Source organism: Sphingobacterium sp. N143 (assembly GCF_030325625.1).
In the GTDB taxonomy this organism is placed as follows: Bacteria; Bacteroidota; Bacteroidia; order Sphingobacteriales; family Sphingobacteriaceae; genus Sphingobacterium.
Window position 1 is genome coordinate 386,276 of sequence record NZ_JACAIS010000004.1, and the last position, 21,077, is coordinate 407,352.

The 21,077-nt window shown below is 37.5% G+C and carries 21 protein-coding genes and 2 tRNA genes; 14 read left to right on the forward strand and 9 right to left on the reverse strand.

Annotated features, from left to right (window positions below):
- Nucleotides 1-98 precede the first annotated feature (98 nt).
- Together lolB1 and HX021_RS10660 are read right to left on the reverse strand one after the other, a co-directional pair.
- Nucleotides 99-902, reverse strand: a complete 804-nt coding sequence (gene lolB1, locus HX021_RS10655; RefSeq protein ID WP_286590265.1) for a lipoprotein insertase outer membrane protein LolB1 — start codon at nucleotides 900-902, stop codon at nucleotides 99-101.
- Nucleotides 892-2,613, reverse strand: a complete 1,722-nt coding sequence (locus tag HX021_RS10660; protein ID WP_286590267.1) for a tetratricopeptide repeat protein — start codon at nucleotides 2,611-2,613, stop codon at nucleotides 892-894. The genes lolB1 and HX021_RS10660 overlap by 11 nt, the downstream gene beginning before the upstream one ends.
- A 236-nt stretch (nucleotides 2,614-2,849) precedes the next feature.
- On the opposite strand from HX021_RS10660, the gene rplM reads away from it, so the two are divergent.
- From rplM to HX021_RS10690, 6 genes are all read left to right on the forward strand, one after another.
- Nucleotides 2,850-3,293, forward strand: a complete 444-nt coding sequence (gene rplM / locus HX021_RS10665; protein WP_046671993.1) for a 50S ribosomal protein L13 — start codon at nucleotides 2,850-2,852, stop codon at nucleotides 3,291-3,293.
- Between the two features lie 11 nt (nucleotides 3,294-3,304).
- Nucleotides 3,305-3,691 (forward strand): 30S ribosomal protein S9, encoded by a 387-nt coding sequence (rpsI, locus tag HX021_RS10670; RefSeq protein ID WP_070563091.1) that lies wholly within the window; start codon nucleotides 3,305-3,307, stop codon nucleotides 3,689-3,691.
- 18 nt (nucleotides 3,692-3,709) lie between these two features.
- Nucleotides 3,710-4,507 (forward strand): 30S ribosomal protein S2, encoded by a 798-nt coding sequence (gene rpsB / locus HX021_RS10675; RefSeq protein ID WP_286590276.1) that lies wholly within the window; start codon nucleotides 3,710-3,712, stop codon nucleotides 4,505-4,507.
- A gap of 198 nt (nucleotides 4,508-4,705) precedes the next feature.
- On the forward strand, nucleotides 4,706-5,542 hold the full coding sequence (tsf, locus tag HX021_RS10680; RefSeq protein ID WP_286590278.1) for a translation elongation factor Ts: 837 nt from the start codon (nucleotides 4,706-4,708) through the stop codon (nucleotides 5,540-5,542).
- A 211-nt stretch (nucleotides 5,543-5,753) separates the two neighbouring features.
- Entirely contained in the window at nucleotides 5,754-6,617 is an 864-nt protein-coding gene (locus tag HX021_RS10685) for an SDR family oxidoreductase (protein WP_286590368.1), read from the forward strand.
- Nucleotides 6,618-6,710: 93 nt separating this feature from the next.
- Nucleotides 6,711-7,550, forward strand: coding sequence for a helix-turn-helix domain-containing protein (locus HX021_RS10690; RefSeq protein WP_286590280.1), 840 nt, complete (start codon nucleotides 6,711-6,713; stop codon nucleotides 7,548-7,550).
- Here HX021_RS10690 and HX021_RS10695 read toward each other — a convergent pair whose 3' ends face one another.
- Entirely contained in the window at nucleotides 7,551-7,811 is a 261-nt protein-coding gene (locus tag HX021_RS10695; RefSeq protein ID WP_286590281.1) for a hypothetical protein, read from the reverse strand.
- 198 nt (nucleotides 7,812-8,009) lie between these two features.
- Between HX021_RS10695 and HX021_RS10700 the strand changes: the two genes are divergently transcribed.
- The 3 genes from HX021_RS10700 (at nucleotide 8,010) to HX021_RS10710 (ending at nucleotide 11,024) form a co-directional block, all read left to right on the forward strand.
- The gene (locus tag HX021_RS10700) at nucleotides 8,010-8,399 is read left to right on the forward strand and encodes a hypothetical protein (RefSeq protein ID WP_286590283.1); all 390 of its coding nucleotides are present in this window, start codon (nucleotides 8,010-8,012) and stop codon (nucleotides 8,397-8,399) included.
- A gap of 164 nt (nucleotides 8,400-8,563) precedes the next feature.
- Complete coding sequence (locus tag HX021_RS10705) at nucleotides 8,564-9,340, forward strand: ABC transporter ATP-binding protein (RefSeq protein WP_286590285.1); 777 nt, start codon at nucleotides 8,564-8,566, stop codon at nucleotides 9,338-9,340.
- A 1-nt stretch (nucleotide 9,341) separates the two neighbouring features.
- Nucleotides 9,342-11,024: a hypothetical protein gene (locus HX021_RS10710; RefSeq protein ID WP_286590288.1), complete on the forward strand. Its 1,683-nt coding sequence runs from the start codon at nucleotides 9,342-9,344 to the stop codon at nucleotides 11,022-11,024.
- 147 nt (nucleotides 11,025-11,171) lie between these two features.
- Here the strand turns inward: HX021_RS10710 and HX021_RS10715 are convergent.
- Both HX021_RS10715 and HX021_RS10720 read right to left on the reverse strand, forming a co-directional pair.
- A tRNA-Met gene (locus HX021_RS10715) sits at nucleotides 11,172-11,245 on the reverse strand.
- Nucleotides 11,246-11,538: 293 nt separating this feature from the next.
- Nucleotides 11,539-11,612 (reverse strand) — tRNA-Met (locus HX021_RS10720).
- 65 nt (nucleotides 11,613-11,677) lie between these two features.
- Between HX021_RS10720 and HX021_RS10725 the strand changes: the two genes are divergently transcribed.
- The 5 genes from HX021_RS10725 to HX021_RS10740 all read left to right on the forward strand — a co-directional run bounded on the left by HX021_RS10725 (nucleotide 11,678) and on the right by HX021_RS10740 (nucleotide 17,022).
- The gene (locus HX021_RS10725) at nucleotides 11,678-12,055 is read left to right on the forward strand and encodes an START-like domain-containing protein (protein ID WP_286590290.1); all 378 of its coding nucleotides are present in this window, start codon (nucleotides 11,678-11,680) and stop codon (nucleotides 12,053-12,055) included.
- A 101-nt stretch (nucleotides 12,056-12,156) separates the two neighbouring features.
- Nucleotides 12,157-13,641 carry an LptF/LptG family permease gene (locus HX021_RS10730; protein ID WP_286590292.1) on the forward strand — a complete coding sequence of 495 codons (1,485 nt, stop codon included), beginning with the start codon at nucleotides 12,157-12,159 and terminating at the stop codon, nucleotides 13,639-13,641.
- Nucleotides 13,642-13,712: 71 nt separating this feature from the next.
- Complete coding sequence (locus HX021_RS10735; protein ID WP_286590293.1) at nucleotides 13,713-14,927, forward strand: bifunctional 3,4-dihydroxy-2-butanone-4-phosphate synthase/GTP cyclohydrolase II; 1,215 nt, start codon at nucleotides 13,713-13,715, stop codon at nucleotides 14,925-14,927.
- Nucleotides 14,928-15,082: 155 nt separating this feature from the next.
- Nucleotides 15,083-15,478: a thiol-disulfide oxidoreductase DCC family protein gene (locus HX021_RS21700; RefSeq protein ID WP_353621031.1), complete on the forward strand. Its 396-nt coding sequence runs from the start codon at nucleotides 15,083-15,085 to the stop codon at nucleotides 15,476-15,478.
- 110 nt (nucleotides 15,479-15,588) lie between these two features.
- On the forward strand, nucleotides 15,589-17,022 hold the full coding sequence (locus HX021_RS10740) for an NAD-dependent succinate-semialdehyde dehydrogenase (RefSeq protein WP_286590295.1): 1,434 nt from the start codon (nucleotides 15,589-15,591) through the stop codon (nucleotides 17,020-17,022).
- A gap of 136 nt (nucleotides 17,023-17,158) precedes the next feature.
- Here the strand turns inward: HX021_RS10740 and HX021_RS10745 are convergent, their stop codons facing one another.
- From HX021_RS10745 to HX021_RS10760, 4 genes are all read right to left on the reverse strand, one after another.
- Nucleotides 17,159-17,962: a proline and serine-rich protein 1 family protein gene (locus HX021_RS10745; RefSeq protein ID WP_286590297.1), complete on the reverse strand. Its 804-nt coding sequence runs from the start codon at nucleotides 17,960-17,962 to the stop codon at nucleotides 17,159-17,161.
- A gap of 70 nt (nucleotides 17,963-18,032) precedes the next feature.
- The gene (gene hemJ, locus HX021_RS10750; protein WP_286590298.1) at nucleotides 18,033-18,575 is read right to left on the reverse strand and encodes a protoporphyrinogen oxidase HemJ; all 543 of its coding nucleotides are present in this window, start codon (nucleotides 18,573-18,575) and stop codon (nucleotides 18,033-18,035) included.
- Between the two features lie 160 nt (nucleotides 18,576-18,735).
- Nucleotides 18,736-19,758 carry a TonB-dependent receptor plug domain-containing protein gene (locus HX021_RS10755; RefSeq protein WP_286590299.1) on the reverse strand — a complete coding sequence of 341 codons (1,023 nt, stop codon included), beginning with the start codon at nucleotides 19,756-19,758 and terminating at the stop codon, nucleotides 18,736-18,738.
- Between the two features lie 97 nt (nucleotides 19,759-19,855).
- Nucleotides 19,856-20,869 carry a FecR family protein gene (locus tag HX021_RS10760; RefSeq protein WP_286590301.1) on the reverse strand — a complete coding sequence of 338 codons (1,014 nt, stop codon included), beginning with the start codon at nucleotides 20,867-20,869 and terminating at the stop codon, nucleotides 19,856-19,858.
- Between the last annotated feature and the right edge of the window lie 208 nt (nucleotides 20,870-21,077).

Genomic DNA, 21,077 nt, shown 5'->3' on the forward strand with positions numbered 1-21,077 from the left:
ATTTTTTGTGTGTCTGCTATTATCATCTTCTAATGTCCTCTACTTACAATAGCAAATTAAATGCGAAAGTAATAAATCTAACGGAAATAGATCATTTCTCATTGTATTACTTTGTAACGGGATGACACTGAAAAAGGCATATCAACAGGCTCATTAAAGGTCACCTTATTAAAATTAATTTCTGTCTTGATCTGCTGTCTTCCATCCGATATGATCATTTTCAATAACATTGGAAACTCTTGTCCTGAAGCCATGGCATAATTACCGTAGTTGGCTTCTAATAATTGACTTTTTGACAATTGTGCAAGCCGAAACTGATAGGGTCTATTATTATTGTTCAACTTATATAAGAAGTCTAATTCATTCAATTTTCCTTCCAATTGTATTGAATTTGGCTCTTGCTGAAAATTCACACCGTCTATATCTGAGAGTAAATTAACGGAAAGATTGGCCAATAATAGATCTTGCAGGTTAGAAAAAGTAAGGTCAGGACTTGCAAAACGGTACAAATAGTCAAAAGGTTTGATCATATATTCACTTTGAAGCTTGTTCAAGATCTGTACGCTATCAGGCGTAATCAGAACTCTCGCTACTTCAATTCCAAGAGTGGCTGAAATAGAAATCCAAATCTTCTTATCTTTTTCGATCCTTATGTTTGAGCTAACGTCATAGTTGTCCTTACCTAAGTCAAGGCGCATTTTCGCCTTCCCAGAAAAGGTTGAATAATTCAAGTTAGTCAAAAAGAGATTCCGTAAAGTATTTTTCTTTGATGCCCGTGAATTGTCTTTTATTATCAGTTCATTTTCGGATTTAAGATCGGCTCCTTTCAACAATTTCTTTTTGGAACTACAAGAAGAAAGTAGAAATACCAGCATACCAATCCAAGCTATTTTATTCCACATAATCTTTAATCTCAATCTTCTTTTTTAATTTTTGTTTACTTTCCTCCGAATCGGTTCCTTTATCCAAGGCTAAATTCCATTGTTTTACAGCCTCGGTGGTCTTTCCTAATTTTGACAAAATATCGCCATAATGTTCAATCAGCACTGAAGTTTGCGGATTGGTGTTTTTCAAAGCTTTTTGGATCCAAACCAATGCTTCCTCATATTGACCGTTTGCAAATAGGACCCACGCATAAGTATCCTCAAATGTACCATTATTGGGCTGCAACTTGGTGGCCATCGCTGCATACTTGGCGGCTTCATCAAGCCGCTCTTTTCTTAACGACAAATAGTATGCTAAATTGTTCATCGCTGTAACATTTGTACTATCAAGCCGAATCGCTTCCAGATAAGCAGCATCAGAAGCTTTGTACATTTTTAATGTATTATAGATATCTCCCAGGCCACCATAGATATTGGCCTGTAAGAATGGAGATTCATCTTGCGCATTATTCAGTGCTGCTTCCATAAATTTCCGGCTATTCTCCGTATCTTTCTTCATCAGATAAGCCATACTGGTAAAATAGAGTATCGTAGCATTATTTGCCACATAGCGCAATGCTTCTGCACCATGGGCAATTGCTTGATCAAACTCTCCTTTATCCATATCCAAACTCATCAACATACGCCATGCATCAATCTGATAAGGATTCATAGTAACCGCAACAGATAAATTGCTTTGAGCGGCAGTTTTGTCCTCATTCAACCAAAGTACTTGTCCTTTTACCATGTGACTTTCGGCAATACGCGGATGTACTTCCACTAAAATATTAGCCAACGCTAACAGCTGTTCATTCGTATAGGGTGCCTTTGGTCCCAATAAGGTCATTATAATTCGGTTCTTTTCTCCAAAATCAATCTTTTTGGACTCAAATCCTTTCTTTAATGCTTCAAAAGAAAGTTTTAATTTTTTGTCTAACCGATATAGATCTGCCAAATCAAAATAAAGAAAGTCTTCTTGTGTTACCTGTAACCCTTTATTAATATATGCCAGAGCAAGTTTAGTATTTTTGGAAAGGTTATATGCTTGAGCCAATTGACCATACACCTGGGCCAATGTCGTCTCCTGATCCGCCCAAGGTTTCAATAGATCGATTGCTGCCTTATGATCTCCCGCATCATTTAGCAGTACACTGCCCACCATATCTAAGGTATCCGATCGGGGTTCTGTTTCTTTCGTCTTATAAAAATATTTTATGGCATCATCTTTACGACCACCATTAAAGAGCAGCATAATACGTTCCCGTTTTAAGGATGCAGTACGGTTATTGTCAAGATCTATGAGCTTATCTAAATAAATCAAGGCACTATCCACGTTGTTTTTGCTTTTATAAGCATCTACGGCAAAACTTAGGTATTCGGGTTTTACCTGTATATCCAACGCACCCTTTATTGCCTCAATTGCACCATCTTGATTTCTCATTTGGGCAAAGAGAATTGCTTTTGTAAAATAGATATCGTCAGCCTTGGGATAATCGGACAGTATAGCATCCAAGGAATCTATTCCTGGCCCAATTTTCCCTTGCTTCAATATATCTTGTACATTTTTGAGTCGTGTGCCATACGGTCTATCTTTTGTATCTAATGATTGTGCTTGTAAGATATTGACCATGCCTATAAAAAAGCCAACACAACCTAAAAAAATTCTTTTACCTAAAAAATTCAATCTCATCTACTTCCACTAAATAATTAAAAATTCTTCCTGCAATATACTAACTAATGTAACAATATTCATTCGAGGAAGTTGTAAAAATATTGAGATTCCCAAGGTCATATTAAAGACTTCGCTCGTTTTCAGTAAAATAAGTAAAATAGATTTTAAAATGTAGAATAATAGATGTACCTTTGCAGACCCTTGTGATAAGGGGAGATAAATAACATTTTAATAAATTATTTAAACAAAAGCAAGTGAATACGTTAAGTTACAAAACTGTCTCTGCCAACAAGAACACCGTTAACAAAGAGTGGATTGTTGTTGACGCTGAAGGAGAGATTTTGGGGCGCTTGGCAAGCAATATTGCGAAGGTTATTCGTGGTAAGCACAAGCCGACATTCACCCCACACGTAGACTGTGGAGATAACGTGATTGTTATCAATGCAGACAAAATTAAATTGACAGGAAACAAATTAGGCGACAAAGTTTACGTACGCTACACTGGATACCCAGGTGGTCAACGTTTCGTTTCCCCTAAAGAGTTAATGGCTAAATTTCCTGAGCGCATTATTGAAAAAGCTGTTCGTGGTATGCTTCCTAAAAACCGTTTAGGTCGTCAATTATTTAAAAACCTTTACGTTTATGCTGGTACTGAGCACAAACATGAAGCACAAAATCCAAAACCAGTTAAATTTTAAGGAGAATCGACATGTCAACAACTAACACTTCAGGAAGAAGAAAAACTGCTGTTGCCCGCATTTACTTAACTGCTGGTAGCGGAAACATTATCATAAACGGTAAAGACTACAAAGAGTATTTCCCAACATTACCTTTGCAATATATCGCTACACAATCGTTGAACGTAGCTGGTGAATTAGCAAACTTTGATGTAAAAGTAAACGTTAACGGAGGTGGTGTTAAAGGTCAAGCAGAAGCTGTTCGCCTAGCGATCGCAAAAGCTTTGGTTGAGCTTAACCCAGAAGTTAAACCTGCATTACGCGCTAAAGGTTTAGTAACACGTGATGACCGTATGGTTGAGCGTAAGAAACCAGGACGTCGTAAAGCTCGTAGAAGATTCCAATTCAGTAAACGTTAATCAAAGGAGGATCAAAAAATGGCAAGAACTACTTATCAAGATTTATTGGATGCAGGTGTGCACTTTGGTCACCTTACACGTAAATGGGATCCGAAAATGGCTAAGTACATTTTCATGGAGCGCAACGGTATCCACATCATTGACTTGAACAAAACTCTTACGAAATTAGAAGAAGCTGCTTCAGCTATCAAACAAATCGTAAAATCAGGTCGTAAAGTTTTATTCGTAGCTACGAAAAAACAAGCAAAAGAGATCATCGCACAACAAGCGAAAGAGGTTAACATGCCTTTCGTTACTGAGCGTTGGTTAGGTGGTATGCTTACTAACTTCGCTACAGTTCGTAAGTCTATCAAAAAAATGTCTAACATTGACAAAATGCAAAAAGACGGTACGTATGATGTATTGTCTAAAAAAGAGAAGTTGATGATTCAACGTGAACGTATCAAATTAGAAAACCTTTTAGGAGGTATCGCTGATCTGAACCGTTTGCCAGCTGCTTTATTCATCATTGATGTTAAAAAAGAACACATCGCTGTTTCTGAAGCAATGAAATTGAACATCCCTACTTTCGCAATGGTAGATACAAACTCTGATCCTTCAAACATTGACTTCCCAATTCCTGCAAACGATGATGCTAGTAAATCAATTAGCTTAATCGCAAGCATCATTGGTAAGGCGATCCAAGAAGGTTTGGACGAGCGCAAACGCGACAAAGAAGAAGAAGCTGAAAAAGATGCTGCTGCTGCCAAAGCAAAAGCTGACAATGGTGAAGCTTCAGAAGCTAAACGTCCTCGTAAAGCGAAAGACGGAGAATAATATTTTTATTCCAAACCGGATAGCGTAGCGTTAGTTTCTGGAAAAGTATACTTTTCTTGAACTAAGCTATCTGTCCGGTTTTTTTGGTTTAACTACAGCCGATTATCAAGGAATGTTAAACTTCATATTAGCTTAACATGTTTTAAGTTAATATTGTACAAAATTTTCAGTAGTAAACAATAATAAAAAGAAATAAACATGTCAGTACAAATTTCTGCATCAGATGTAAACAAATTGCGTCAACAAACTGGCGCTGGTATGATGGATTGTAAAAAAGCTTTGGTTGAATCTAATGGCGACTTTGAAGCTGCTGTGGATTACTTGCGCAAAAAAGGTGCAAAAGTAGCTGCTAGCCGTCAGGATCGCGACTCTAACGAAGGTGTTATCATCGCTAAAGCAACTGCTGATGGTAAATCAGGTATCGTAGTTGAAGTAAACTGTGAAACTGACTTCGTAGCGAAAAACTCAGATTTCGTAGCTTTCGCGGAAAAAATAGCAGACTTAGCATTGAACAACAAACCAGCTTCTTTAGAAGAATTAAAAGGTTTGGAACTTGATGGCAAGAAAATCGCTGATGCTTTGATCGAACAAACTGGTGTAATCGGTGAGAAAATTGATGTTTCTAAATACGAAACTATCACTGCAGAGAAAGTAATCGCTTACATCCATGGTAACTACCGTTTAGGTGTATTGGTTGGTCTTTCTGCTGACGCAACTGGCGCTGAAGAAGCGGGTAAAGATGTCGCTATGCAAATCGCGGCTATGAATCCTATCGCAATCGATAAAGATGGTGTTGATCAAAACACGATTGATCGTGAAATCGCTATCGCGAAAGAGCAAATCATTGCAGAAGGTAAACCAGCAGAGATGGCTGAGAAAATCGCTCAAGGTAAATTGAACAAATTCTTCAAAGATACGACTCTTTTGAACCAAGAATTTGTAAAAGATTCTTCTAAAAATATCGCTCAATTCTTAGATTCAGTTTCTAAAGGTTTGACAGTAACTGCTTTCAAACGTGTGCAATTAGGCGCATAAACATATTTTCTTTCTAGCGATAGCTTGAAAGAATAAAAAAGGGGTGCTATTCTGAATAGTACCCTTTTTTTTCAATCACATTATTTCCAGAATTGAGGCATTTCATTTCTACAATCTTTCTGTCCTCTCTCTTTCTACTTTTCCAACCTTTCTTTTATTTTCTTTCAAATTTGCGTAACTTAATCATATATAAACCAAATGACATATGGGCATGCTAAAGGAAGATGCATTAAAAGGCAAACGTATTTTAATTACAGGCGGAGGAACAGGTCTCGGAAAAGCAATGACTGATTATTTTCTTGAACTAGGTGCCGCTTGTTTAATTACAAGCCGAAAAGATGAAATAATCCAAGCGACAGCAAAAGAATTATCTTCAAAACATCGAGGCAATTGTTTGGCCATTGCTGGTGATGTGCGCAATTATGAAGATGTGGAACGTGTTGTAAGCTATGGTTATGAGCATTTAGGTGGAATAGACATCTTGATCAATAATGCAGCTGGTAATTTCATTTCTCCCACAGAGCGGTTGAGTCATCGCGCTTTTGAATCTGTCATAGGTATTGTACTCCAAGGCAGTATTAACTACACTTTAGCTTTAGGCAAACGTTGGATCGAAGCAAATGAACAAGGAAAAACAGTCCTCAGTATCGTAACAACTTATGCATGGACAGGCTCAGGCTATGTGGTCCCCTCTGCAACCGCCAAAGCTGGCGTACTCGCAATGACTAGGTCCCTGGCAGTTGAATGGGGAAAAAAAGGAATACGCCTTAATGCAATCGCCCCAGGCCCCTTCCACACTTCAGGGGCGATGGACAGATTACTTCCGGGAGAATTAGCACAACTTTTGTCACCCACCAAACGAATACCTTTGGGACGTCTGGGCAAATTGGAAGAATTAGCAAATCTCTCTGCTTATCTTATATCGGATTATTCCAGCTATGTCAATGGTGAAGTCATTACAATTGACGGGGGAGAATGGTTAAAGGGTGCAGGAGAATTCAATGGCTTGGATATCATTCCGGATGAACAATGGAATGAGATTGAAAAATTGACCAGAAAAGCAAAAAGCACTTAATTTCGAACCTTTAAGTCCAACCCTGATTTCCATAAATAAGTATAAATGGCGATCTTTATCATACCACCAACTGAATGTTGTAGATTAAAATAATTGAAAGAAATATACACAATGAACATATCCTTTGTCTCTGAAAAAATGAAACATAAACAAAAAATCAATCCACACGATCTTGGTTTTGATTTCGCATTAGTCTATATTTCAGAAGGCACCCTGATTTCGAAGAATAACGGTACAAAATTCGAAAAAGAGAACCTACTATTTCTCAATAAAAATTCAGATATATTTGAAGTCAAAAAGAATTCATTTGTGTATATTTTGTATATTTCTGATAACTACTTTAAAGACCTTCACCATGTGCAACAAAATTTCAGGTTATCCTACAGTCCTCAGGAGATATTCAATTCCCAAACGCTATTAAATAAAAGCCTATCCTTAAAAAAAGAAAACAGAAAACTGATAGAGAAGAACTTTCAAATTATTCAGCAATATATAGGATGGAAAAACTCCACAGACTCTATATTTGTATTCCATCAAGTCATGGCATTATTTGCATTGATAGAAAATATATTAAAGGATTTAGAACTTCCTATAAAGGAATCATATGAGATTTCAACAGAAATTGATAATTATATTCAGCACAATATTTATTTTCCGAATAAGCTCCAAATTAAATGCATAGCTGATCAATTTCAGATTTCAGCCAATTATTTTGGAGCATTTTTTAAGAAAAGATATTTAAAAAGCTACAAAACATATATCGATGATATCCGTATTGATCTTATTGAAGAAAGATTACAATCGGAACGTTATACAATGAAACAGATTGTTGATGAACTAGGTTTTAATGACGAAAGCCATCTCACCAATTTCTACAAGAAAAAAAAGAATATGACTCCAAGTTCCTACAAAAAATCAAAAAATAGTGCTTGATCAATCATCAAACTGAATTATCCCACTCAAATCATTATTTAAAGAACGTTGTATGGCTTCATCTAAAATAATGATGCTCTGTCCCTGAAACATGTTTTTCGTCTTGCTTTCAATCAATATATCTTCCATATCCAAGGATGTCAATTTCATCGGGAAGTAGATGGGAGTTTCATCTTCCACACGCCCCCCAGTCAATAGAATATTGTATCCTTCGAGACGCAAGTTCTGTAAAACCTGATAATTTAAGCGCTTGAAAATCATGATGACAATTTATCAATAGAACAAAGATGCCCCACACTTTGTTTTTATTCGTCGAAAGGAATTTACACCTGTTATTTCGATACATTCAATTGCATGATCTACTACGGTATCAATAGTATCCCCACTCCTATGCAAAAGAATATTTAAAACTTTTTTATGGTACATCTGTTTTATTTATGAAGACAAATTGCTGCAAATATGGCAAAGAAAGAACTCAAAACGAAAAAGGGAAAAATCGAAGAAGATTATCCCGATATGGACCAAGATCTGACTTTTAATGAAGAGCTTGATAGCTATGAGATGGACGTCGATGATGCAGATCCCGACTATGACCACCCTGCTGATTATGATACAATTTCTGAAGGTGCCATTGATGATGATTCAACATATGACGATTCAAATCCTTTTGTCGGGGATGAATATGCTGACCGAGAAGAATTAGAAGAAGAAGGATTAGAGGACGCACATATGCGAATAGAAACATTTAAGCATGAGCGTTTGTCTCCATTAGACAAAAAATTAGCTGAAAATGAAGAAGATCTAAGGGATGATCTTGATGAAGAGGGATATCCAAAGAACAACAGATAGTTTTCCAACAGAAGTAGTAAAACAAAAGAGAGCTTAGGCTCTTTTTTTATGAGCTATCATAGCATAAATGAGAAAAATCATGCACAATAAGCCCTGTATGATCCAGCTTCAGGAACTATAACTCCATATTTTTATGTAAGTTTACCTTTGAAGATTAGAATCATATGGAAAGTAAAGTACCTCTCATTCATATAATTGACCTCAAAAAATCGTACGGGTCAAAAGAAATTCTAAAGGGAATTAACCTGGATATATTTCCCGGGCAAGTGATTGGATATATTGGACCAAATGGGGCCGGCAAATCCACGACGGTAAAGATACTAACCGGGTTAATTGAAGATTTTACAGGTCATGTTGAAATTAATGGCATCAATATACAAGAAGATTCGCTTTCAATAAAAGCCCAGCTTGGCTATGTGCCTGAAAATGCCGAATTATATGATGTATTGACGCCAAGGGAGTACCTCGATTTTGTAGGTAAACTTTATGGCATGGAAGACCTAATCATCCAGGACCGTTCCACAAAATTATTGACTGCATTCGGACTTGAAGACAGTATGGACAATAGAATGGATACCTTCTCAAAAGGCATGCGTCAGAAAGTGCTGCTCATATCAGGTATCATCCATAATCCGCAGATCATTATTCTTGATGAACCTCTTTCAGGATTAGATGCAAATGCCGTAATTTTTGTTAAGGAACTTATCTCTCTCCTCGCCAAAGAAGGTAAAACTATTTTTTATTGTTCTCATATGATGGATGTTGTTGAGAAGGTTTCAGATAGAATTCTATTAATAAATCAAGGCAGCATCATAGCTGATGGCACAATTGAATCCTTGAAGACTGATCCAGATGAAACCTTGGAACAAATATTCGCGAAATTAACCAATACCAACATTGATACATTAAAAGCATCTCATATTATTACTGCAATTCAATAAGATGGAAAAATTCATTGTGAAATTTGTTCTTTTGTTTCGTGGACTCTGGGAAAACTTAGGTGTTAATTTTGATCAATTCAAAATTATTTTAAACACCAAGGTTATCTTAGAAAACAGAAAACCCATAAGTTTCAAAAAGAGAAATAGTGGCAAGTCCTCTGCATCCGCATCCATATTGCAATTTATATTGTACTTGATTTTTGGTTTAATGTTCATGGCCATTCTTGTGATGGTTCCTGACAAATACCTAGCTGTATCGATCCTGTTACTATGCTTTACAAGTATGCTCAGCATTACCCTGATATCTGATCTTTCCCCCATCCTTTTAGATACAAGAGACCAATATATTATTCTGCCAAGACCGGTCAATGATCGAACAATGGCCATTTCAAGAATAGCATTTATTGCCATCAAACTTTGTAACCAAGTCATTGCCCTTTCACTTCCTGTATTTATCTATGTGTTATTGGACTGGGGGCTGGCTGCGGCCTTTTTGTTAGGTGTACAACTTCTCTTAGGTGCCCTAATATCTTTGGTTTTCATAAATGGTTTTTATCTTATTAGTATTAAATATCTCCCCATCAAAAAGTTTAAAGATCTCATTTCCTATATACAAATTGTCCTTTCATTAATACTATTTTTATCCTACTATATTGGTCCAAATCTGATTCAAACAATTGTTGAATCTCAGTTAACAATGGGCCAGCTCAAATTTCTCTGGATCTTTCCAAGTACATGGATTGCTTCCTTTCAACCTTTATTGGTTGGCAATTTCAGCTTTCACGTTATCATCTTATCCTTGCTAGGAATTATGGTTCCCTTATCTGGCATATATGCATGCACGCAATTATTTTCTCGTGGTTTTACTGCGAAAGTTGCGGCCCTTTCGAATGCGGATATTCCTCAAACAGAGACTACGGCTTATCGTGCCAGAAAAAACAAGACTAGAGTGCCACTATATCAGGTAATACGTCCTAAAGTGTGCTCCACCCCTCTTGAAGAAGCCGGGTTTGGGATCACTTGGCTCATCAGTTCACAAACAAGAGAATTCAAACAGCAGCTCTACCCTTCGTTGGCGTATCTACCCATCTATTTTATTTTTCTGTTTCTACGGACAGGCGAAGGTCTCTCCATGGCAGAAAAATTAGTCAAGCTAAGAGAGTCTGGCTTATATATCATCATGTTTTATCTCTCCCTGTTAACGATACTTACAGTATTCCAGCTTATCACGCAAAGTAATAAGTATAAAGCCGCGTGGATTTATTATGTTACCCCAATACAGCAACCTGGACAATTCATGACTGGCGTGCTTAAAGCATGTCTTATTAAATATGTATTACCGTTCCATATTTTATTTCTCTGTGTTTGTATACCTTTATTTGGAATCGCAGCGGTCAATGACCTGTTACTCTCCGCAGCAATTGGAGGAATCGAAAGTATACTGATCATGCTCTTTCTTGTAAAAAATTATCCTTTTTCAAAAGCAAGCCACCCAAGTTCCAAAGCGATCATAAACTTATTGATTTTGGGTCTATTAGGACTCATCGGCTTCTTGCATAAAATCATCTTCCAACATGAGCTATTGATCTGGGTATTAGCAGGTATCGGCTGGTTAATATTTTTTATGATGTTACGATATCTACAAAAAGAGGAATGGAAAAGCTTAGCTTATGACGATAATTGAGAAGTGATATAGCTTTCACTCAATAGTTTATTTCTGAGCATGACTAAAAACTATTAGGCTCTTCGCTGGGAAGATGAATATTGTTCGGAACACACTTTAGTCAGCCAAAAGGACAAAAAAAAGCTCCAAATATCTGGAGCTATCTAGTAGCGGGGAGCAGGATCGAACTGCCGACCTCAGGGTTATGAATCCTGCGCTCTAACCATCTGAGCTACCCCGCCGTTTCGGTATGCAAATATACCACTTCACCTGTCAATTCAAAAGATTTTTTTATTTTTTTTGCCAACTAACCACGATTAAAAGCAAGTTTTCCGCACAACGAACTCATTTTTAGCCAAGTAAAATAAGCATTAGAACAGCAAAAGAAAAAGGAATGAGCCTCACAAAAATCGAAAATAAAATATTTGTCAAAAACCCTCCAACTTTTCACAAAAAAACTTGCAATAACAAAATAAATATGTATTATTACAAATAATAAGTTGTTGTAATAAAAAGCAATTTGGGAAGAGATATGTAGCGGGGAGCAGAATCGAACTGCCGACCTTTGGGTTATGAATCCAACGCTCTAACCATCTGAGCTACCCCGCCATTTTGGGAACGCAAATATAGCTTATTTTTATTTTAAACGAACTAAAATTAAAAAAAACATTTATATGGCAGATAAAATAAAATTCCAACTAGAATATATCATCAACTCTTCGCCTAGAATTTTATTTCCGTATTTGCAAGAACCAAACGAATTGGCACAATGGTTTGCAGATGATGTAAACTTTAAAGACTCCGTTTATACCTTCATTTGGGACGATGAACCCCATCGTGCGAAAATTGTAGCGTCGAAAGAAAACAAATCAGTACGTTTTAAGTGGCTTGACGATGATCCATATTACTTCGACATGGAGATTGATCAAGATGAACTGACGAATGACGTTGCACTTAAAATCACTGATTATGCAAAAGAAGAAGATCTGGAAAATAGAAAAATGATCTGGAAAAATTCAATAGTCTATCTTCAGAGTGTTATAGGTGCATAAAAAAGCCTATCTTTGCACTATATTTCACTCGAAGAGCTCTTCTGGGACTCTTCGAGTAAAGGTGCTTTAATGTAAAAGCATCAGTATGCTTAGCGTCACGGATGAAAAAGGTTCATTTACTTATTCTTCAAGCTTTCATCAAACCATTTATTGTCACATTTTTTATTGTGATGTTTGTGCTGTTGATGCTTTTTCTTTTTAAATATATTGATGATTTAATTGGAAAAGGATTTGAATGGTATACCATTATGGAATTAATTGGTTACCAATGTGTCGTTCAGATCCAAATGGCAATGCCTCTATCCATGCTGCTATCTTCCATCATGACTTTTGGAAATTTAGGCGAGAGTTACGAGCTTGTTGCTATAAAAGCTGCGGGAGTATCGTTACGCAAAGCCATGACCCCTTTGTTTATTCTTGTTGCCATATTTGCCACAAGCTCCTTCCTTTTTTCCGATTACATCCTTCCCGTCGTCAACTTAAAAATGGGGACACTATTGACAGATGTACGCAACAAAAAAGCGGATTTTCTAATCAAGCCAGGTATTTTTAATAATACAATTCCAGGATATTCCATCCGTGCCAGGGGAAAAAACAAGGAAGGAACCGTTCTCTATGACCTAATGATTTATGACCATCGTGGAGGAAATACAGCCAACAATGTGCTCATGGCCAAAGAAGGATATATTTACAACTCTCCAGACAATAGTTATATGATCCTCAAATTAAAGGATGGTATACGCTATGAAGAATCTAGAACAAAAAATTCCAAAACATACGATCCACGCCAACAATTTACAAGATTTAAATTTAAGGAAACGGAACAGAAATTTGATATGGGTAGTTTTCAGCAGGGCAAAACGGATGAAAACCTCTTCAAGAGTCATCATGCTATGTTAAATCTCAAACAGCTGGACATGTACATTGACTCGAACCATATTAAAATAGATAGCATGGGCAGGGCAATGACTAGAACTTTGGATAGCCGATATAACATCTATTCTAAATATTTTAGTTTAAATCAGCCCGATCAACCCAAGATAAAGCCAGCAAAGGTCAAACCTTTTAAGAATCTGCTCACTGATCTTGTCCACCCTGAACAACGATCTCAGATCACGATGAATGCGTTGAACCAACTTAGCTACTTAAAAGAAGATTTGAATAGCCGTACCCTTGAGTTTAAGGATTATAAGACCAAGGATATTCGGTATAGAATTGAATGGCATCGTAAATTTACCCTTGCAGTTTCCTGCCTTTTACTTTTTGCTATTGGAGCTCCGCTCGGTGCCATTATCAGAAAAGGAGGACTTGGACTTCCTGTCGTCATGGCGATCATTTTCTTTTTGATCTATCATATTATCTCGACAGTTGCTGAAAAAACGGCCAAAGATGGTGCTATATCTTCTGCCATTGGTATGTGGATGGCCATTATTGTCCTAACTCCTTTGGCAGCATTTTTAACCTATAAGTCTACCACAGACTCTGCTTTATTTGATATTGACCAGTATAAATTAAAAGCCGAAGCGGCGTGGAAGTGGTTGAAGGAAAAATTTGGCAAGAAGAATAAATTAAAAGAATCACATTAGATTGTGACAGCCTTATTATAAATAAAAGTAGATTCTACACTAACTTTGCATCAATTACTATATAACAATAAATGGAGTTCAAATTAAACACGATCGAAGAAGCGATCGCTGATATACAAGCAGGAAAAGTAGTTATCGTCGTAGACGATGAAGATCGCGAAAATGAAGGTGATTTTGTCACTGCTGCCCGGAATGCGACACCTGAAATCATCAACTTTATGGCAACGCATGGCCGCGGCTTAGTCTGTGCACCGATCACAAAAGAAAGAGCTGATGCCTTACATCTCGATCTTATGGTTGGTCAAAATACAGCGGTTTATGAGACCAACTTCACCGTTTCCATAGATTTGCAGGGTTACGGTTGTACAACTGGAATTTCTGCTTCTGACCGTTCGAAGACCATCAAAGCTATGATCGACCCTAATATTCACTACGAAGAATTGGGTAGACCAGGACATATCTTTCCATTGATTGCTAAAGATGGTGGTGTATTGCGTCGTACAGGACATACCGAAGCAACTGTTGACCTTGCTCGTTTGGCAGGTTTTGAACCAGCAGGTGTATTGGTCGAAATCTTAAAAGAAGACGGTGAAATGGCAAGACTACCAGAATTAATGGAAGTAGCCAAAAAATTTGATTTAAAAATCATCAGTATTGAGGATCTTATTGAATACCGCTTAAAACACGATTCATTGATCAATGAGGAAGTAACAGTCAATATGCCAACACAATACGGCGATTTTCAGATGAAAGCTTTTACACAAAAAGATACAGGCGAACAACACCTTGCACTTTATAAAGGAGAATGGAACGAAGATGAGCCTATTCTTGTCCGTGTACATAGTTCTTGTGTGACCGGCGATATTTTTGGTTCATGCCGCTGTGACTGCGGTCCTCAGCTCCATAAAGCAATGGAAATGATCCAGCAAGAAGGAAAAGGTGTGGTCGTATACATGAATCAAGAAGGTCGTGGAATTGGTCTTATCAATAAATTACATGCCTACAAACTGCAAGAAAATGGGATAGATACTGTCGATGCAAATGTTCAGCTGGGTTTTAAAGCAGACCTAAGAGACTACGGTGTGGGGGCTCAAATTCTTAGAAATCTTGGCGTCACAAAAATGCGTCTGATGTCAAATAATCCTACAAAACGTGCTGGCCTTGTTGGTTATGGCTTAGAAATCGTAGAGAACGTTCCAATTGAAATAACAGCGAATCCCTATAATGAGGAATACCTGAAAACAAAAAGAGATCGTATGGGCCATACCATCATGAAAAACTTATAATGAATATCTAAGTGAATAAAAAAGGGGTTTTCTAATGGAAACCCCTTTTTTATGAAGTAAATTAGGAAATGAAATGAAAACAAATGGTACAGGTATCAATCATATTGTGATGTTAACATGGCAGTTCTTTTAATAAATAGAGGTAACTTTATTTTATGGATATCCAAGGGAAACATATCATTCTTTTTGACGATGCTTGCCTAGTCTGTAATCGTTTCGTTCAGATCTTATTAAAAATAGATCGTAAAAACAGATTCCTTTTTGGCTCTTTACACGCTGATATTGCAAAAAATAGATTCCATGACCTTCCCAACAACATTGATTCCATTGTATACCTGTCCCCCACTGGATTTTCTATCAAGAGTGATGCTATTCTGAATATTTGTAAACAATTGGGTTTTCCTTATTCAATTTTATCGTATTCGAAGATCCTACCCTTAAAATACCGGGATATTCTTTATGATTATTTTGCTAAAAATCGTTATAAATGGTTTGGAAAGAATAATTACTGCACTATTCTGAATGAAAAGCAACAAAAGAAATTCATCTGACACTCTCTTTTAGAATACGCTTCGATAAAACAATAAGTAATTCCGCATGGTTATAAAAGTAACTGTCCATCGGAAATCATAAGGTCTCATTCCCCCATAATTCGAATAAAATGAAAAATACGCTATTAATTGACAAAGCCTATATAAATGGGAAATTTGTAACAGCAAAAAATACTTTTGATGTCATCAATCCCGCCACTGGAAAAATTATAGCTTCAGTACCTGATTTGAAAGTAGCTGATTGTATCAAAGCAATACAAGCTGCTGATAAGGCTTGGAAAACTTGGAAAAATACCACGGTACTAGAACGTTCCAATATCGTTCGGGCATGGTATAACCTTATTCAACAACACAAGGATTCATTGGCTGAAATCATGACGCTTGAGAGTGGGAAACCACTTGGTGAATCGAAGGTTGAGGTTGAATATGGGGGATCTTTCGTTGAATGGTTTGCTGAAGAAGGAAAAAGGGCGTATGGAGAAACCATACCTTCTCAGAAAGATGGTTCCCGTATGTTAACAATTCAGCAGGGTATTGGGGTTGTAGCAGCGATCACACCTTGGAACTTCCCATTAGCAATGATTACAAGAAAAGTTGCCCCGGCGTTAGTTGCTGGATGTACCGTTGTTCTCAAGCCAGCTTCACAAACTCCCTTTTCAGCAATTGCTTTGGCTAAACTGGCCGAAGAAGCGGGAGTACCAAAAGGCGTCTTCAATGTAATTACTGGACGGGATAGTGCTGGAATAGGAAGAGAACTTGCTACAAACGATCTCGTTAGAAAACTTTCTTTCACCGGATCTACTGAAGTCGGAAAAACACTTATTGAACAATCTGCCTCAAATATCAAAAAGGTTTCAATGGAACTGGGTGGTAATGCGCCTTTTCTCGTTTTCAATGACGCCGATATTGATGCTGCAGTGAACGGAGCTATTGCAGGTAAATTCAGAAATTCAGGACAAACTTGTGTTTCAATCAACCGTTTCCTAGTACAGGAAGATATCTATGATAAATTTTCATTGAAGCTTACCGAAGCCGTTAGTAAATTAAAGGTCGGTAATGGCCTTGAGAAGGGTGTTCAAGTGGGGCCATTGATTAATGAAAAAGGCTTGGAGAAAGTAAAGCATCATGTGCAAGATGCACTAAACCATGGGGCAGAACTGGCCACTGGAGGAAACGTCATCAAAGGCTTATTTTTTCAGCCAACCGTATTGACAAATTTACCCAAAGAAGCACTGATATTTCATGAAGAGACATTTGGGCCCATCTGTGCGCTCTTCAGTTTCAAAACCGAAGAAGAAGGAATCACCATGGCCAATAATACTGAGTTTGGTCTTGCTTCATATTTTTATAGTGCCAATATTAACCGTTGTTTCCGTGTTGCAGAACAGCTGGAGGCAGGTATGGTCGGTGTCAATACCGGTTTAATATCAAATGCCGCAGCACCGTTCGGCGGAGTAAAACAATCAGGCATTGGTCGTGAAGGGTCCAAACATGGACTCGACGAGTATATGGAACTGAAGTATATCTGTTTTGGTGGTGAATAATATAATTAAGAAACCTTCCTAGTTTTCATAGCTATTCAATAAGCACTTAGAGGACAAGACAAATATACCGAGGGTAGAACTGATGCGCCCTGATCCATATTATCGCACGACATCGGTTCTACCCCTTCAAACAAATCTATTGTCCATTTTTTCTAATAAATTCGGCCAGTTTCTCCCGTGTTGAACTAAAAGACAATGCATCGCTAACCTTTCCGTAATTCTGCTTGTCCACACAAGTAGGATAAGCATATTGAGCAAATGCCAATTTATTATCATCCCGTATGAATAATTCCATTAAATCAACTATTTCGGAAGCATTCAATTGCATGCTTTTCAATTCTTGGGAAGCAATAAGAAGTCGATCCTGGTCATTTTCTTTTTGGTTCAACAGATCGTTCAATCGATTAGAATCATTTTTACCCGGATAATTGGCAATAGTATGATCGTTTTGTTCCCGCTGGTCATACGTCACATTATCTTGATCGTATTCACGATATGTCTCATCGTTGTCGGTCGGCCCATATGGGTCACTGTTAGGCTGTTCTTGATCGTATTCATCACGATAACCATCATGATATTGGTCTATTGGATTCATGGACTCCAAGATAATTCCCTTTGCTCCACGTTGATTGCTCACTGAGAATACTACATGCATATATTGTCCATTTCGATTGACAAGCTGAACCCCGCTCCCTTGCAAGGTTCTTCGCTGCCTATCAGCAAATACAATACGCAGATTATAGTGCGGATTTCTCATATTGGGCACCCGAATATCCCTCGATGCCCTATTATTATACAAAACATTGTTGATATAAAGAAAGAAAGGAACATCTGCTGAGTAAATGTTTAATGTTCCACCGTACGGTCTATGGCGTTGCGCAATTGCTCCAGTCGCTATAATGAGCAGTACAAAAATAGTCAGAAATCTCTTATACATCATCCTTTTTATGTTTACAATTATTCGACTATCGTTGATAAAAAAGGATTAAGGAAATTAAGAATTTAACATTTTATGATGCTTTCTTATTCCTGAATTTTTTATAAAGTTTTACAGCCATCATCAAAGAAACAGCCAATATCAATAGACCTAAAACTCCAAATATCCAGTTTAATGCAGACTTTAGCACAACTGTAAAAACAATGGCAAATAACAAAACAGTTGCTAATTCATTCCAGAGACGAAGTTTTGTTGAAGACCATTTGGAAGATTCATCTTTGAGCTGGAACATAATCCGTTGACAAGAAAAATGGTAAAGCATCAGCCCCAGTACAAATGTTAATTTGACATGCATCCACCCCATAGTCAGTAACCCAGGATTAATATATAGCATAATCAAAGCCGCTATAATGGTTAGATACATTGCCGGGGTTGTGATAATCCACCACAATTTACTTTCCATCACTATAAATTGTTTATGCAAAACTCCATACTCCCCCTCAGATTTGGATTTAGCCTCCGTATGATAAATGAATAACCGAACAATATAAAATAATCCAGCCATCCAGCAAACCACAAAGATAATATGAACTGCCTTCGCATATAAATAGACCATAAATACAAAAGTAAGAAAAAGTTAAGGCCAATCCATACATTTAATACGAATTGACATACCGACTATATTTATCACTTCCATTGAGCATAACAAAGATATGCCTATGTTTTCTGATGATATATTTACCCTACCGAAAGTAATTAATATGAATATGCTTCCTTCAACCATGTCCTTCTGCATCAAGAACTTGAAGACGATTGGATGTCTCCGTTATATTTGTAAAACTATTGATGTCTACCAGGATTTTTCCGGCTTTACCCGCCTTTGTTGTTACAATCACAACTCCATTGGCCGCAACAGATCCATATATTGCGGCGGCAGCACCATCTTTCAGAACTTCCATACTTTCAATATCATTGGGATTCACATTACTGATCGTACCTGGAAAACCATCAATGATATATAAAGGCTCATTGCTACCAAAGGTATTCACACCCCTGATTTTCACCTGTACGCCAGCACCGGCAATACCGCTATTTTTCTGAACGTTGACACCCGCCGCTACCCCCTGCAATGCTTCTGCAGGATTAGTTGTTGCCCGTTTTGCCATATCTTTAGTATTAATACTCGCAATAGCACCGGTTACATCTGATTTTTTCAGGGTTCCATAGCCAATAACAACGACTTCTTCAAGTTCCTTATTCCCACCATCGAGGGTAATATTGACATCTTTCCCAATCTGTACATTAACCTCTTGACGCTGATACCCTACATAACTGACCTGAAGAATATCCTTTGTATAGATCTCCAGTGAAAATCTTCCGGATGCATCAGTTGCAACTGTTTTTCCAGTTCCCGAAGCATGAATGCTTACCCCGGCCAATGGCTCCCCTTTTTCATTCACGACACCTCCCTTTACCAATCCTGTTTGTTGCTTGTTCAACACTTTACGTTTTAACAAAATCCTTTTGCCGGAAATGTCATAGGTAATTGAGCTTCGCTGCAGAGCATCCTTCAACAGCGCTTCTAAACTCACTGCTTGTACATCGTATGAAAGAGGTGTTTTGAGATCAACATCCGAATTGCTGAACATAAACGAATAGCCATATTTCTTTTCGACAATTTCAATCAGGGATTTAAGGTCTGAAGACGCCCTTTTCTCTGACAGCAATTGCTGCGCGCTTACAGCAAAAAAAGTCTGGCTGAGGAGCCAAAGACTCATCAGAATAGGTTTCTTTTTCATAATTTATGGTATATTTATTTTAAGTAGTTTACATCAGTTATATATTTTTTGGTCATAGACTTTGGCTATCAATAGGTCGTTATTTAACTTTTGCCAATCACTTTTTTGAAACAATATCTACAGATTTTCCTTTTATAGTATATTGGATAGGCGTAATGACATTCATCAACTCTAAAATCTCACGTAAATTTTCAGTCTTTACCTTAAAAGTGTAATGCTTTTGGGTTTCGATACCTTCCCAATTTATATTGACACCGTACCAACGTTCCAGTTTCCTTAAAACCACATCTAATGGCTCGTTATCAAAAACGAGTTCTTCAGATGTCCATGCGCTATATTGTAACGCATCCATTTTATTGATCTGGCTATATTTGCCACTCCGCTTATCCAGCTGAATATATTCATTTGGCAGTAACTCTTTGACCATAAAACCTTTCTTATCTTTTACAGCTACTTTTCCACGGAGCAACGATACAACAATGTTGTCATCATCGGCGTATGCAGAAACATCAAAAGCGGTTCCTTTTACCTCCACATCCAAATGAGAAGTTTCTACAATAAAAGATAAATCCTCTTTCTTAACCACCTCAAAGAAAGCTTCACCATCAAGTATAATTTTACGGTCCTGTTGGTTAAACGCTTGGGAGTACGTAATCTTTGTCCCCGCATTTAACCAAACCCTTGTTCCATCCGGTAAGATGAGCTGTGATTTCTGCCCTGTTGCTGCATAGGCTATAGTCTGTTCCTGCAAGGACCTATTGACAGAAATACGGTGCTGAATAAAATATGTACCAAGTGTTCCTAGAAGAAAAATAAAAAGAGCAGCGGCACTGCCCATCCACCAGAAACGGCGACGGTCAAAAACAACAGTTTTGATAACAGGTTGTATACGTTCCTGAATATTTGTCCAGATTCGCGACCGGTCTACCCGATCTAACAACAAAGGAGATTCTTTAAGATGTGTCCATTCACTTTCCAACTGTACAAGATAATAGCGATTTTGTTCACTTGACCTGAGCCAAGCAACAATTTCTTCAGACTCTTTTACATCGCTTTCTTTCTTCAGATAGCGTACCAGCTGCTCCAGTGAGGGCCTATAATTGTTATTCATTATTTAGGGTTTACAGCAGATAGACACTTATCCCGCCCAAAACCCCTAAATGGTTTTATATTTTTTAAAAATATTTAGAATAATACAGGCATGCCAGTCCCACACATGGCTAAAACTAAGAATATTGAATCCGGGTAAAGTACCTGATAGCGCTCAAGAATATGTGTACGTATCTTCTTATAAGCGATCGACATCTGATTTTCGACTG

Excerpts from the sequence above, each read along its gene's own strand:
- lolB1 (WP_286590265.1), bottom strand. The coding sequence starts at position 902 with ATGTGGAATAAAATAGCTTGGATTGGTATGCTGGTATTTCTACTTTCT.
- HX021_RS10660 (WP_286590267.1), bottom strand. The coding sequence starts at position 2,613 with ATGAGATTGAATTTTTTAGGTAAAAGAATTTTTTTAGGTTGTGTTGGC.
- rpsI (WP_070563091.1), top strand. The coding sequence starts at position 3,305 with ATGTCAACAACTAACACTTCAGGAAGAAGAAAAACTGCTGTTGCCCGC.
- rpsB (WP_286590276.1), top strand. The coding sequence starts at position 3,710 with ATGGCAAGAACTACTTATCAAGATTTATTGGATGCAGGTGTGCACTTT.
- tsf (WP_286590278.1), top strand. The coding sequence starts at position 4,706 with ATGTCAGTACAAATTTCTGCATCAGATGTAAACAAATTGCGTCAACAA.
- HX021_RS10685 (WP_286590368.1), top strand. The coding sequence starts at position 5,754 with ATGCTAAAGGAAGATGCATTAAAAGGCAAACGTATTTTAATTACAGGC.
- HX021_RS10695 (WP_286590281.1), bottom strand. The coding sequence starts at position 7,811 with ATGATTTTCAAGCGCTTAAATTATCAGGTTTTACAGAACTTGCGTCTC.
- HX021_RS10700 (WP_286590283.1), top strand. The coding sequence starts at position 8,010 with ATGGCAAAGAAAGAACTCAAAACGAAAAAGGGAAAAATCGAAGAAGAT.
- HX021_RS10705 (WP_286590285.1), top strand. The coding sequence starts at position 8,564 with ATGGAAAGTAAAGTACCTCTCATTCATATAATTGACCTCAAAAAATCG.
- HX021_RS10710 (WP_286590288.1), top strand. The coding sequence starts at position 9,342 with ATGGAAAAATTCATTGTGAAATTTGTTCTTTTGTTTCGTGGACTCTGG.
- HX021_RS10725 (WP_286590290.1), top strand. The coding sequence starts at position 11,678 with ATGGCAGATAAAATAAAATTCCAACTAGAATATATCATCAACTCTTCG.
- HX021_RS10730 (WP_286590292.1), top strand. The coding sequence starts at position 12,157 with ATGAAAAAGGTTCATTTACTTATTCTTCAAGCTTTCATCAAACCATTT.
- HX021_RS10735 (WP_286590293.1), top strand. The coding sequence starts at position 13,713 with ATGGAGTTCAAATTAAACACGATCGAAGAAGCGATCGCTGATATACAA.
- HX021_RS21700 (WP_353621031.1), top strand. The coding sequence starts at position 15,083 with ATGGATATCCAAGGGAAACATATCATTCTTTTTGACGATGCTTGCCTA.
- HX021_RS10740 (WP_286590295.1), top strand. The coding sequence starts at position 15,589 with ATGAAAAATACGCTATTAATTGACAAAGCCTATATAAATGGGAAATTT.
- HX021_RS10745 (WP_286590297.1), bottom strand. The coding sequence starts at position 17,962 with ATGATGTATAAGAGATTTCTGACTATTTTTGTACTGCTCATTATAGCG.
- hemJ (WP_286590298.1), bottom strand. The coding sequence starts at position 18,575 with ATGGTCTATTTATATGCGAAGGCAGTTCATATTATCTTTGTGGTTTGC.
- HX021_RS10755 (WP_286590299.1), bottom strand. The coding sequence starts at position 19,758 with ATGAAAAAGAAACCTATTCTGATGAGTCTTTGGCTCCTCAGCCAGACT.
- HX021_RS10760 (WP_286590301.1), bottom strand. The coding sequence starts at position 20,869 with ATGAATAACAATTATAGGCCCTCACTGGAGCAGCTGGTACGCTATCTG.